This is a genomic window from Nonomuraea sp. NPDC049625 (assembly GCF_040675285.1).
Taxonomy (GTDB): domain Bacteria; phylum Actinomycetota; class Actinomycetes; order Streptosporangiales; family Streptosporangiaceae; genus Nonomuraea; species Nonomuraea angiospora_A.
This window is the reverse complement of sequence record NZ_JBFAOQ010000009.1, coordinates 348,757-361,443: the sequence shown is the minus strand read 5'-3', so window position 1 is coordinate 361,443 and position 12,687 is coordinate 348,757. Positions and strand designations below refer to the sequence as shown.

At 72.1% G+C, this 12,687-nt stretch carries 11 protein-coding genes; 7 read left to right on the top strand and 4 right to left on the bottom strand.

Annotation, left to right across the window (positions count from 1 at the left end; translation table 11 throughout):
- Nucleotide 1: 1 nt before the first annotated feature.
- On the bottom strand, nt 2–670 hold the full coding sequence (locus tag AB0J87_RS36095; protein ID WP_363972584.1) for a hypothetical protein: 669 nt from the start codon (nt 668–670) through the stop codon (nt 2–4).
- 159 nt (nt 671–829) lie between these two features.
- Here AB0J87_RS36095 and AB0J87_RS36090 point away from each other — a divergent pair, with 159 nt between their 5' ends.
- Both AB0J87_RS36090 and AB0J87_RS36085 read left to right on the top strand, forming a co-directional pair.
- Nucleotides 830–2,869: a histidine kinase gene (locus AB0J87_RS36090; protein WP_363972581.1), complete on the top strand. Its 2,040-nt coding sequence runs from the start codon at nt 830–832 to the stop codon at nt 2,867–2,869.
- Nucleotides 2,859–3,506, top strand: a complete 648-nt coding sequence (locus tag AB0J87_RS36085) for a response regulator transcription factor (RefSeq protein ID WP_350726960.1) — start codon at nt 2,859–2,861, stop codon at nt 3,504–3,506. The genes AB0J87_RS36090 and AB0J87_RS36085 overlap by 11 nt, the downstream gene beginning before the upstream one ends.
- Nucleotides 3,507–3,544: 38 nt before the next feature.
- Here the strand turns inward: AB0J87_RS36085 and AB0J87_RS36080 are convergent, their stop codons facing one another.
- A complete protein-coding gene (locus AB0J87_RS36080; protein WP_350726961.1) occupies nt 3,545–4,222 on the bottom strand; it encodes a TetR family transcriptional regulator in 678 nt (225 codons plus the stop codon).
- Between the two features lie 99 nt (nt 4,223–4,321).
- Here AB0J87_RS36080 and AB0J87_RS36075 point away from each other — a divergent pair, with 99 nt between their 5' ends.
- The 3 genes from AB0J87_RS36075 to AB0J87_RS36065 are packed head-to-tail and all read left to right on the top strand — an operon-like array spanning nt 4,322 to nt 7,799.
- The gene (locus tag AB0J87_RS36075) at nt 4,322–5,860 is read left to right on the top strand and encodes an acyl-CoA carboxylase subunit beta (RefSeq protein ID WP_363972577.1); all 1,539 of its coding nucleotides are present in this window, start codon (nt 4,322–4,324) and stop codon (nt 5,858–5,860) included.
- The gene (locus AB0J87_RS36070; RefSeq protein ID WP_357735408.1) at nt 5,857–6,045 is read left to right on the top strand and encodes an acyl-CoA carboxylase subunit epsilon; all 189 of its coding nucleotides are present in this window, start codon (nt 5,857–5,859) and stop codon (nt 6,043–6,045) included. The genes AB0J87_RS36075 and AB0J87_RS36070 overlap by 4 nt, the downstream gene beginning before the upstream one ends.
- An 8-nt stretch (nt 6,046–6,053) precedes the next feature.
- Nucleotides 6,054–7,799: a biotin carboxylase N-terminal domain-containing protein gene (locus AB0J87_RS36065; protein ID WP_363972926.1), complete on the top strand. Its 1,746-nt coding sequence runs from the start codon at nt 6,054–6,056 to the stop codon at nt 7,797–7,799.
- A gap of 21 nt (nt 7,800–7,820) precedes the next feature.
- Here AB0J87_RS36065 and AB0J87_RS36060 read toward each other — a convergent pair whose 3' ends face one another.
- The gene (locus AB0J87_RS36060; protein WP_363972573.1) at nt 7,821–9,179 is read right to left on the bottom strand and encodes a cytochrome P450; all 1,359 of its coding nucleotides are present in this window, start codon (nt 9,177–9,179) and stop codon (nt 7,821–7,823) included.
- Nucleotides 9,180–9,338: 159 nt separating this feature from the next.
- Here AB0J87_RS36060 and AB0J87_RS36055 point away from each other — a divergent pair, with 159 nt between their 5' ends.
- Both AB0J87_RS36055 and AB0J87_RS36050 read left to right on the top strand, forming a co-directional pair.
- Nucleotides 9,339–10,826 carry a serine/threonine-protein kinase gene (locus AB0J87_RS36055; protein ID WP_363972570.1) on the top strand — a complete coding sequence of 496 codons (1,488 nt, stop codon included), beginning with the start codon at nt 9,339–9,341 and terminating at the stop codon, nt 10,824–10,826.
- A 173-nt stretch (nt 10,827–10,999) separates the two neighbouring features.
- Complete coding sequence (locus AB0J87_RS36050) at nt 11,000–12,052, top strand: TerC/Alx family metal homeostasis membrane protein (RefSeq protein ID WP_363972567.1); 1,053 nt, start codon at nt 11,000–11,002, stop codon at nt 12,050–12,052.
- Nucleotides 12,053–12,061: 9 nt separating this feature from the next.
- Here the strand turns inward: AB0J87_RS36050 and AB0J87_RS36045 are convergent, their stop codons facing one another.
- Nucleotides 12,062–12,622: a helix-turn-helix domain-containing protein gene (locus tag AB0J87_RS36045; protein ID WP_363972564.1), complete on the bottom strand. Its 561-nt coding sequence runs from the start codon at nt 12,620–12,622 to the stop codon at nt 12,062–12,064.
- Nucleotides 12,623–12,687 lie beyond the last annotated feature (65 nt).

Sequence of the window (12,687 nt, the reverse complement as noted above, 5' to 3'; positions counted from 1 at the left end):
GTCAGGCGGATCTGGAGAAGAGGGTGGCCGCGGGCCGCAGGGCCATCAGCAGGCCGAGCGCGGCGTACCCGATGACCAGGTGGGTGCCGCCGACCCAGCGGGCCAGCTGCTCGCCGACCAGCAGGTAGCAGGGGACGGTCACGACCGCCCAGCTCTCCGCGATGAGCGGCCACCAGCGCAGCACCCCGCGCCACCGCGCGGTGACGGCGAGCTTGACGCTGATCGCGGCCATGCCCAGCATCGACAGCGGCCAGCAGATGTCGAGGAAGGCCAGCCAGGTCTCGTCCTTGACGCCGTCCGGCAGGACGCCGTGCAGCAGCGACCAGACGCCGGCGAGGCCGAGCACCGCGGCCTCGAGCTTGAGCGCCACCGCGGCGCCTCGCGAGGCGCCGATCGCCCGCGTCTTCATCTGCACCCAGAGCAGGCAGAAGATGCCGAGCTGGAACACCAGCCCGGTCAGGTCGATGATCCGCTCGCCCACGCCGACGCCTTGCGTGCCGTGGATGTAGATGGCCGTCGCCCAGGTCAGCGAGCCGACCATCAGCCCGATCCCGGCGCGGCGGACGGCGTTCTCGCTCACGGCCGGGGCGGCGCCGGTGTAGGGGGTGGAGTTGAGCACCTGGGTGTCCGTACGGGCCCGGGCGGGCTCGTTGCGGATGTGGGCGTCCATGGGGTTCCTTCCGGTTTGTTGCGATGCCCCCAACGATGTCCGCCCGCTGTCCCGGGCCGGCAGAGCCGCCCGTCCCTGATCCGGTCCCGAGGCGCCCCGCCGTGTCCCGGGACAGGCTGTCCCGGGACAACGGGACACATATCCGGCGACAATGCTCAGGTGACAAAAGCCAGCCGCCTGTCCGCGGTCCCGGCGGCGCTCGCGGTCGTGCTCACGGTCGGCACGGTGCTGCTGGACGTCCGCAACTCCGGGATCTCGTTGCCGCCCGGCGCGGGCCTCGAAGCCGTGAGCTGGCCGGCCGCGGTGTCGGGCCTGGCCCAGGCGGTGCCCGGCGCGCTGCTGCTGCGGCGGCTGCCCCGGCATCCCGTCGCCTGGGTGCTGACCCTGTCGGGCGTGCACTGGGCGCTGAACGGCTTCTCCGGCGCCTGGTCGGTGTACGCGATCTACACCTCGCCCGGGGCCTTCGCGGCCGCGCCGGCCTACTGGTTCTACGCCCGGTTCGGCGCGGCGCTGCTGGTCGGGCTGCCGCTGCTGATCCTGCTCTTCCCCGACGGGCGGCTGCCCGCCGCCAAGGGCTGGCGGCGGCTGTCGATCGCCGGACTGGGGCTGGCCGGCTACCTGCCGCTGGTGTGGATATTCGTGCCGGCGTCCGCGATGATGCGGTTCGAGAACGCCCCGTTGCCCCCGGAGATCCTGCGGCTCGGCCTCGACGCCGTCAGCCTGGAGCTGCCGTACGAGGCGTGGGCGGCCCTGCTCGGCCTCGCCCGAGCGGGGGCGGCGGTGAGCCTGATCATCCCCTGCGCGGTCATGGTGCACCGCTACCGGCGGGCGGACGCGGAGCGGCGCGCCCAGATCCGCTGGCTGACCTGGGCCGCGCTGGCCGACATGTTCGTGCTCCTGGTGCCCCTGGAGCAGCTGTCGTCGGTGCTCATGTGCGTCGGGATCGCGCTCACCTCCGCCGCGGTGCTGATCGCGGTGACCGAATACCGCCTGTACGACATCGACCGGCTGCTGCCGGCGACCTTCCTGTACGGGATGCTCGCGGTCCTGGTGGTCGCGATCGACGTGGCCGTGTTCACCGTCGCGGGCAGCGTGCTGGGCGAGCGCGACTCCGCGCTGGCCGCGATCGCGATCGTCTCGGTGGCCTACGCGCCGCTGCGGACGTGGTTGTGGCGGGCGGCGCGGCGGCTGGTGCGCGGCGCGCGCGACGACCCGTACGCGATGGTCTCGACGCTCGCCGAGCGGCTCGAGGTCACCACCGAGCCCGACGCGCAGCTCGCCGCGCTGGCCCACACGGTGTCCGAGGCGTTCCGGCTGCCGTACGTACGGGTGGAGATCGAGCGGCCGGGCGGCGTGCGTACGGTGGTCGAGCACGGCGCCCCGGACGGGCCGCAGCTGTCGCTGCCGGTCGCCTACCGCGACGAGGCCGTGGGCCGGCTGGTCCTGTGCCGGGCCGACCTGACCGAGCGCGACCAGCGGCTGCTCGGCGACCTCGTCCGGCAGGCCGCGCAGGCGGCGCGGGCCAGCGAGCTCAGCGCCGACCTGCAGCGCATCCGTGCCAGGCTCGTGACCGCGCGCGAGGAGGAGCGCCGCCGGATCCGCCGCGACCTGCACGACGGCCTCGGGCCCAGCCTCGGCGCCGTCGCGCTGCGCATAGAGACCGCCCGCAACCTGGCCGCCACCGCGCCCGCCGAGTCCGATCGCATCCTGGAGCAGACCGCGGCCGAGGTCTCCGTCGTGCTGGCCGACGTCCGCCGCCTGGTGCACGACCTGCGCCCGCCGGCGCTCGACGAGCTCGGCGTGCTCCGGGCCGTGGAGCAGCAGGCCGACCGGGTCCGCTCCGGCGGCCTGCAGGTCGCCGTGACCGGCGACGACGCGCTCGGCTCGCTGCCCGCCGCGGTGGAGGTGGCCGCGTACCGCATCGTGTCGGAGGCGCTGGCCAACGTGGTGCGGCACGCCGCGGCGACGCACTGCGAGATCATGCTCGGTGTGCGCGGGCGGACCCTGGAGATCACGGTACGCGACGACGGCCGCGGCATCGGCCGCGATGTCGAGGCCGGGGTCGGTATGTTGTCCCTGCGCGAGCGGGCGGCCGAGCTCGGCGGGGAGTGCCAGGTCACCTGCCCGCCCGGCGGCGGGACGCTCGTCCGCGCGCGACTTCCCCTCGAACAGACCACGGAGGTGGCCGGTGTCCGATGAGACGATCCGAGTGCTGCTCGCCGACGACCATCCGGTCTACCGCGACGGGCTGGCGGCGCTGCTGGCCTCCCTGCCCGGCATCGACGTCGTGGGCACCGCCGCGGACGGCCGGCAGGCCGTCGCGCTGGCCGCCGACCTGCAGCCGGACATCGTGGTCATGGACGTCAGCATGCCGGAGCTGGACGGCATCGAGGCCACCCGCCGGGTCGTCGCCGACAGCCCGCACATCGGGGTGGTCATGCTGACCATGTCGGAGCAGGACGCCACCCTGTTCGCGGCGATGCGCGCCGGAGCCCGCGGCTACCTGCTCAAAGGCGCGAACCAGGCCGAGATCGTCCGCGCCATCCAGGCCGTCGCCCACGGCGAGGCCATCTTCGGGCCGTCGATCGCCCGGCGGGTGACCGAGTTCTTCACCGCGCCGCCCACCGAGGACTCGGCGTTCCCGCAGCTCACGCCCCGCGAGCTGGAGATCCTCACGCTCATCGCGGCCGGCCGGTCGAATCCGCAGATCGCCTCGGAGCTGTTCCTGTCGCCCAAGACCGTGCGCAACAACGTGTCCAACATCTTCGCCAAGCTGCACGTGGCCGACCGCACCGAGGCCATCATCCGCGCCCGCGACGCGGGCCTCGCCCGCTGAGCCCCTTCGAAAAGAGGGGGTTGTCAGGGGTTGCGTTTCTACGTGGACGACTCCAGGTGCTGCTGGATGACGGCCATGACGTCCTGGGGCGAGGCCGCGCGGCTGAAGGTGGCGACGACGATCTGGTCGCCCTTGTCCTGCGGCTGCTCCAGGTGGCGGAAGGTGGCGATCACGTACCGGAGCGCGTGGTCGAGGGGGCCGGACGGGTCGTACGTGCCGCCCGCGCGCAGCCATCCCCGCAGCACCTGGTTGTGCGCGGCCACCACGGAGGCGGCCATGAGCTCGGCGCGCAGGCCGGCGTCGGGGGAGTCGCCCAGCCACTCGCCGACGAACTCGCGGAACAGCCGCTGGTAGCGGGCCACGCTGGCGATCTCCCTGTCGCGTAGCGCCGGCACGCGGCGGACCAGGCGATATCGGCGCAGCGACACCTCGGCGTCGTCGACGTAGTGGGCGAGCACGATGCGCACCGCGTCGGTGATGGCCACGATCGCGGTGTCCGCGGTCGAGGCCCGCAGCCGCGCGGCGATCCTGTCCAGCAGGGTGTCGTGGTCGGGGAAGATCGCGTCTTCCTTGGAGCGGTAGTAGCGGAAGAACGTGCTGCGGCTCACGCCTGCTCGCGCGGCGATGTCGTCGACGGTGGTCTCGTCGTAGCCGCGCTCGTCGAACAGCGCCACGGCGGCTTCGGCGAGGCGCTGGCTGATGGGCGGTTTCGGCACGTGGTCATTCTCCCGAAAGTTAGGGGTATCCAAGCGTGCGAAACTGAGTATCGTCAATATGAAACTGAGTCTTATCGTGGGTCTTATCGGCGGTGGTGCATGTCAGCGCAAGGCACAGCGGGCAGCCTGGCCCGCCTCAAGGAGCGGTTGGATGAGGCAGTTCACGTGGGCGAGGCCCGGGCGGCGGCCAAGCAGCACGCGAAGGGCAGGCTGACCGCGCGGGAGCGGATCGAGCGGCTGCTGGACGCGGGCTCTTTCGTCGAGCTGGACGCGCTGGCCCGCGGCGGGCTCGTGTACGGCGACGGCGTGGTGACCGGTTACGGGACGGTCGACGGCCGCCAGGTGTGCGTCTTCTCGCAGGATTTCACGGTGTCCGGCGGCAGCCTGGGGGAGGTGTACGGGCAGAAGATCTGCAAGGTCATGGACCTGGCCATGAAGAACGGCGTGCCGATCATCGGCATCAACGAGGGCGCCGGGGCGCGCATCCAGGAGGGCGTCGTCTCGCTCGGCCTCTACGGCGAGATCTTCCGCCGCAACATCCGGGCCTCCGGCGTGATCCCGCAGATCTCCCTGATCATGGGCGCCTGCGCGGGCGGCCACGTCTACTCGCCGGCTCTCACGGATTTCACGATCATGGTGGACGAGTCGTCGCACATGTTCGTGACGGGCCCGGACGTCATCAAGACCGTCACCGGTGAGGACGTCACCTTCGAGGAGCTGGGCGGCGGCCGGGTGCACAACAGCCGCAGCGGCATCGCCCACTACCTGGCCCATGACGAGGACGACGCGCTCGACTACGCCCGGGCGCTGCTGTCGTACCTGCCGCAGAACAACCTGGACGACGCGCCGCACCCCGAGTTCGAGGCCGACCTGGAGCTCGGCGCCGACGACCTGGCGCTGGACGAGCTGGTGCCGGACTCGCCGAACCAGCCGTACGACATGCACGAGGTCATCGCGGCCCTGCTGGACGACGGCGAGTTCCTGGAGGTGCAGCCGCTGTTCGCGCCGAACATCGTGGTCGGCTTCGGGCGCGTGGAGGGCCGGTCGGTGGGTGTGGTGGCCAACCAGCCGATGCGGCTGGCGGGCACGCTCGACATCGACGCCTCCGAGAAGGCCGCCCGGTTCGTGCGCACGTGTGACGCGTTCAGCGTCCCGGTGCTCACGCTCGTGGACGTGCCCGGCTTCCTGCCCGGCACCGAGCAGGAGTGGAACGGCATCATCCGGCGCGGCGCCAAGCTCCTGTACGCCTACGGCGAGGCCACGGTCCCGCTGGTCACGGTGATCACCCGCAAGGCGTACGGCGGGGCGTACGACGTGATGGGCTCCAAGCACCTGGGCGCGGACGTGAACCTGGCCTGGTCGACCGCGCAGATCGCGGTGATGGGCGCCCAGGGCGCGGTCAACATCCTGCACCGCAAGCGGCTGGCCGCCGCCGACGACCCGGACGCGCTGCGGGCCGAGCTGGTGCGCGAGTACGAGGACACCCTCGCCACCCCCTACCTGGCGGCCGAGCGCGGCTACGTGGACGCGGTGATCGCGCCGAGCGAGACCCGGCGCGAGGTCACCCGCGCGCTGCGGCTGCTGCGCGGCAAGCGCGACGCTCTGCCGCCCAAGAAGCACGGGAACATCCCGCTATGAACGTGATCAAGGGCGATCCTTCGCCGGAAGAGCTGGCCGCGCTGGTCGTGGCGCTGCGCGCTCTCGCAGATGACGACGTTCCCGAGCCGCCACGGCCTCCCCGCCGCCGTGTGCTGCGCCGCCCGTTGGTGACCGGCCCCCGCGGATGGCGGGAGTCGAGCTGGAGTCTTGGAGGATCCCTGTGAGCACGACCTTGCGCAAGGTGCTCGTCGCCAACCGCGGCGAGATCGCCGTCCGGATCGTCCGGGCCTGCCGCGACGCGGGGATCGCCTGCGTGGCGGTCTACGCCGACCAGGACCGCGACGCGCTCTTCGTCCGGATGGCCGACGAGGCGTACGCGCTGGGCGGCGCCACGCCGGGGGAGACGTACCTGTCGATCGAGAAGGTCATCGAGGTGGCCGCGCGGTCGGGCGCCGACGCGGTGCACCCCGGGTACGGCTTCCTGGCCGAGAACTCCGGCTTCGCCCAGGCGGTCATCGACGCCGGGCTGGTGTGGATCGGGCCGCCGCCCGCGGCGATCACCGCGCTCGGCGACAAGGTGCAGGCCCGGCACATCGCCCAGAAGGTCGGCGCGCCCCTGGTGGCCGGGACCCCCGACCCGGTGTCCGGCGTGGACGAGGTCCTGCGCTTCGCCGAGCAGCACGGCCTGCCGATCGCGATCAAGGCGGCCTTCGGCGGCGGCGGGCGCGGGCTCAAGGTCGCCCGCACCCTGGAGGAGATCCCCGACCTGTACGACAGCGCCGTGCGCGAGGCCGTGACCGCGTTCGGGCGGGGCGAGTGCTTCGTGGAGCGCTACCTGGACCGGCCCCGCCACGTGGAGACCCAGTGCCTGGCCGACGCGTACGGCAACGTGGTCGTGGTCTCCACCCGCGACTGCTCGCTGCAGCGCCGCCACCAGAAGCTCGTCGAGGAGGCGCCCGCCCCGTTCCTCACCGGAGAGCAGGAGGCCCTGCTGCGCCGGAGCTCCAAGGCGATCCTCCGCGAGGCCGGCTACGTCGGCGCCGGGACGTGCGAGTTCCTCGTCGGCCAGGACGGCACGATCTCCTTCCTGGAGGTCAACACCCGCCTTCAGGTGGAGCACCCGGTCACCGAGGAGGTCACCGGCATCGACCTGGTGCGCGAGATGTTCCGGATCGCGGCGGGGGAGGAGCTCGGCTACGACGATCCCGAGCCGCGCGGCCACTCGATCGAGTTCCGGATCAACGCCGAGGACGCCGGGCGCAACTTCCTGCCCGCCCCCGGCACCATCACCGGCTGGCGGGCCCCCTCCGGCCCTGGCGTGCGTCTCGACGCCGGGTACGAGCAGGGCGAGACCGTGCCGGGCGCCTTCGACTCGCTGATCGCCAAGCTGGTCGTCACCGGCGCCACCCGCGAGCAGGCCCTCCAGCGGGCCGGCCGGGCGCTGGCGGAGTTCGGGATCGACGGCATGCCGACCGTGCTGCCGTTCCACCGGGCCGTGGTGGCGGAGGAGGCGTTCACCGCCGTCCCCTTCACCGTGCACACCAGGTGGATCGAGACCGAGTTCGACAACCTGATCGCTCCCTACGACGGCGTGCCCGGCGAGGCCCCGGAGCAGGGCGAGCGCGAGCGGATCACCGTCGAGGTGGCGGGCAAGCGGCTGGAGGTCGTGCTTCCCGCCGGCACCGCGAAGCCGCGCGCGGCCGCCAAGGCCGCTCCCCGGCGCGAGAAGAGAGGCGCGGCCAAGGCCGCAGCCGGTGGGAACGCCCTGGTCAGCCCGATGCAGGGCACCATCGTCAAGGTGATGGCCACCGACGGCGACGACGTGACCGCCGGGGCCACCATCGTGGTGCTGGAGGCCATGAAGATGGAGCAGCCGCTCACCGCCCACAAGGCCGGGACCATCGTCGGGATGTCCGCCCAGGTCGGAGCCACGGTGGCGGCCGGGACCGTGATCTGCGAGATCAAGGACCCGGCCTGACGCCGAGGCGGACCCGGCCGGTCAGCGCTTGAGGCGCAGGCCGCGCAGGAAGCCCCACAACCCGCCGGACCGGGACGAGTCCGGCCCGGCCTGGGCCTCGCCCGCCGCGGACGGCTGCGTCGCGGGCGCGTCGGCGCCGTCGCCGGCGCGCTCGCCCGCCGGTACGTAGCCCTCGGCGAGCTCGAACTGGACCGGCAGGGACCGCAGGGCGCGCATGAAGGGTGAGGGGCGCCAGGGCAGCTGGTCGGCCGGGAGCGCGAGCTTGATCTTGGTGAGCCGGCTGAACAGCCGTCGCACGGCGATCGTCGTCATCTGGGTCGCCAGCCGGTGCCCCAGGCAGCTGTGCGGCCCCGCCCCCCACGCCAGGTGCGCGCGGGTGCTGCGGATGGCCTCGTGGTCGAGCGCCCCGGCGAAGCGCGGATCGGCGTGGGCGCCCGCGACGGAGAGCATCACCGGGTCGCCGGCGGCGATCGTGTAGTGGCCCATCTTCACGTCGGTCTTGGGGAAGCGGAAGGTCAGGTTGGCCATCGGCGGGTTGAGCAGCGCGACCCGGTTGACCGTCTCGTCGATCGCGCCCACCGACAGGCTCGCCCGCACGTCCCGGTTGGAGACGACCTCGACGACGACGTTGCAGACGAGGCTGGCGGTGAAGTCGAGCAGGCCGGGCAGCATGAGCAGCTCGCGGGCCAGCTCGTCCAGCGTGAGGTCCGGAGCGGCCGCGATCATGTAGGAGGGCAGGTCCTCGCCGGGCCGCTCCCGCTTGGCGGCCGCGAGCTCCGTCATGGCCGCGTACAGCCGCTCGAACGCCGCGGCCGCGTCGGGCCCGGCGTCGATCATCCGCCAGATGTCCATCACGACCTCTTCGCCGCGTGCCGCGGAGAAGCCGAGCATGCGGTTGGCGACCATGAGCGGGAGCGGCCGGGCGTACTGGGCGGCCAGGTCGGCCCACCCCGTGGAGCCGCCCTCGGCCAGCACGCCGATGAGGTCGTCGGCGTACTGCACGACGGCCTGTTCGAGCAGCTGGGCCTGCGGCTGGGTGTGGTCCTGGAACGGCGCCAGCGCCTGCGTCCACGCGTTGCGGAACCGGCGCTGCGCGGCGCCCTCGGAGAAGGCCGAGTTGTTGATCTGGAAGACGGGCAGCAGCGGCCAGTCCGCGGGGATCCGGCCCTCGACGTTCATCCGCCATCTGTCCACGCTCTTGGTCCAGATGCCGCCCGAGTTCTGCAGGACGCGGAGCACCTCCTCGTAGCCGAGGACGAACCAGACCGGCACGCCGAGGACGTCGACCGGAGCGACCGGGCCGTACCTCTTGCGCAGGCGTTCGTGGACGAAGGCGGGGTCCGCGTCGTAGTCCCTGGTCAGCAGCGGTTCTACGGACATCGACAGCAAGGGTTCTGCGGGCTGCTGGGCCCATGGGCCGTGGGTCACGGGGATGAACTACCTCTCTGGGAGCTTTGGGCCGGTTCGCTCAAGAGATCTGAAAGCATCACGCAAAGCGCCCGTCATGGCAAGAGGAAAGTGTACGGCCTGTCTTGAATCATGGACGCAGCGTGGTCTCCGGCGGTCTTTCAAGCGATCTGCTATCGAATGTCATGCATCGACGATCACAATCCTCTGGTGAGCCCTGAACCCCAGCAAATAGGCCCATACACCATCATCCGCCCCTTGGGTCAGGGCGGTATGGGGGTCGTCTACCTGGCCCGGGACCAGGGATCCCGGCTCGTCGCGCTGAAGAGGCTGCGCGAGGGACCGGCCGGCGACGCGGGCTTCCGCCGCCGGTTCACCAGGGAGGTCGAGGCGGCGCGCAGCGTGGCCCGCTTCTGCACGGCGCCGGTGCTGGACGCGGGCATCGACGGCGAGAGCGCGTACATCGTCACCGAGTACGTGGACGGCCCCGACCTGGCCACCGCCATCAGGAAACGCGGTCCGATGGCCGGGGCCGACCTGGAGGCCCTGTCCGTCGGCGTGGCGACCGCGCTCACCGCCATCCACCAGGCCGGGGTCGTGCACCGCGACCTGAAGCCGCAGAACATCCTGCTCAGCCCCGTCGGCCCGCGGGTGATCGACTTCGGCATCGCGCAGCTCGTGGAGCCGGACGCGAGCCGGTCCACCGGGATCGTGGGGACTCCCGCGTACATGTCGCCGGAGCAGGCCACCGAAGGCCGGATCACGGCCGCGAGCGACGTGTTCGCCTGGGGCGGCGTCGTGGCGTACGCGGCGACCGGCCGGCCGCCGTTCGGGTCGGGCGGCGCGCCCGAGGTGCTGTTCAGGGTGGTGCACTACGCGCCCGAGCTGACGGGCCTGGACGAGCGGCTCAGGCCCCTGGTGGAGCAGGCGCTGGACAAGGACCCGGCGCGGCGGCCCACGGCCCAGCAGCTCCTCGACCGCCTGCTCGGCCGGGAGTCGGTGTCGGTGGACACCGGGGTCCGCAAGGTGAGCAACTCGTGGGCGGCCTCGCCGGCCCGCCGCCGGGACCCGCGCCCCCCGGGCCGCTGGAAGGCCCCCGTGGCGATCGCCACCGCGCTCCTGGTGACCGGGGCCACGGTCGCGGCGACCTGGCGCCCCTGGGAGACGCCGGCGCGGTCCCAGGTCACCGGCACGACGCCGCGGCAGAGCGGCCCCGTGCTGGCCCAGCGGAGCGGGTACGTGTACAACCTGGACAACGAGTACATGCCCGTCCACGTCGCGATCGAGAAGCTCTACCGCGTGGGGGACCACGTGCGGCTCGAGTGGACGGTCAGGAACGACGCCGGACATGGCGAGGCCGCGGACCTGCCCATGATCCTCGGTACGGATGCCACCGACGCCTCGGGCATCACCCTGAACTACAAGGGAGCGCCCCGGCCACTCAACCCCCACATCGAGGAGAACGGCTCCTGCTCGTGCTCCGGCTGGGGCTATCACAGCCTCGCCCCGTCCGGATCCATCCGCCTCAACGCGGAGTTCAGCGGTGTGCCAGGGAAAACGTCGAAGGCCGACGTCAACCTGCTGGGGCTGGGCTTCTTCAGGGACCTCCCCATCACCTGATCCGGGCAGCATAGTGGAGCCTTGGCGGGATATGTCCTACTCTGGGGCTGCGAGGGGAGTACTTCCCAAGTGCCGATCCGGTCAGTACGGACGTACCATGCGTCCCCGGACGGCCGCCCGCTACCCCCGGGTGAAGGAGACCTCGAACGGCTGAGCACGTTCGAGGAGGTTTCATGTCCGCGGGGACATTTCTGGCTGCGCCCGAACAGGGCAGCATCGCGTCCGTCACCCTGTGGGCGGTCACTGTGGCCGCCCTGGTCCTGCTGTTGGTGATCGACATCCTGCTGACCCGGCGCCCGCACGAGGTCCACATGCGCGAGGCCCTGGCTTGGTCCGCGTTCTACCTGGTGCTCCCGCTGGGCTTCGGCGCGTACCTGTGGGGCTCCTTCGGCACCGGGGTGGCCGTGGAGTTCTTCACCGGGTACGTGGTGGAGAAGTCGTTGTCGGTCGACAACCTGTTCGTGTTCATGCTGCTGCTGACGGCCTTCGCCGTGCCGAACGAGCTGACCCAGCGAGTGCTGCTGTACGGCATCATCGGGGCGCTCGTGCTGCGCGTGATCTTCATCGCGCTGGGAGCGGCCGCGCTGCAGAGCGGCACGTGGGCGTTCCTGCTGTTCGGGGCGGTCCTGATCGTCACCGCGGGCAAGGTGCTCAAGGAGGCGCTGAAGGGGGACGAGCAGCACGTCGACGTCTCCTCCATGCGCAGCGTCCGGCTGCTGCGCCGGTTCGTCCAGGTCACCCCCGACTACCGCGGCTTCCGCCTGATGGTGCGCGAGCACGGCCGCCTGGCGATCACCCCGCTGGCCCTGGCCACCGTGGCGGTGTTCGCCACCGACATCGTCTTCGCCGTCGACTCGGTGCCCGCCGTCTACGGGGTGACCGAGGACCCCTTCCTCGTCTTCGCCACCAACGCCTTCGCGCTGCTGGGCCTGCGGGCGCTGTACTTCGTGCTGCGGGACGCGCTGGCCAAGCTGCGGCACCTCAACCACGGCCTGGCCGTCATCCTGGCCTTCATCGGCGTCAAGCTGGTCCTGCACTGGGCGCACGGCATCTGGGCGTGGGTGCCCGAGATCCCCACCCTAGCCTCGCTCGGCGTCATCGTCGCGGTCCTGGTCACCGTCACGCTCACCAGCCTGTACGCCGGCCGGCGCGCCGATTCGGCGCCCGAGCCCGGCGAGGACGCCGAGCGCCCCAAGGCGCTGCAGCACGACCCGATGGACCCGTGAGATCGGTCGTCAGGGGGAGGCGGCGAGGCCGTCCAGGGTGACGGTGATGTGGCGGTCGGCGGCGGCGGGCGACACCTGCTCGTGGAGCCAGGCGGCGGCGGACGTGAGGGCGGTCACGTCCGCGCCGGTCGCGTCGGCGCGCAGGGCGCCCGATTCGCGCCCCCGCGCGACGAGCCGCTCGCCGATCTCGGCCATGCGCACGCACGAGGCGTGCAGCTCCGACGCCTCGTCGTCCAGGCCGCCGGCGATCAACGCGGCCAGCCCGCGATAGGTGGCGGCGTGCGCCGTGGCCGCGCGGACCCAGGCGGCGAGCGCGTCCGGCGCCGGGCCGGTCAGGAGCCGCTCGCCGAGCTCGAACAGGGCCGCGTTGCGGTCCCTGAGCAGCGCGCCGATCAGGGCGCGGCGGCTGGGGAAGTGGCCGTAGAGCGTGCCGATGGCCACCCCGGCGCGCCGGGCGATGCCTTCCAGGCTGGACTCCACGCCCTGCTCCTTGAAGGCGGCGTCGGCCTCGGCGAGCAGGCGCTCGTAGTTGCGGCGGGCGTCGGCGCGGGGCCGTCGGGTCGTGGTCATGCGGGCTTCCCTAGTAATTCGAGGCTGCCTCGATATAGCCTTAGTCGAGGTTGCCTCAGTTTAGC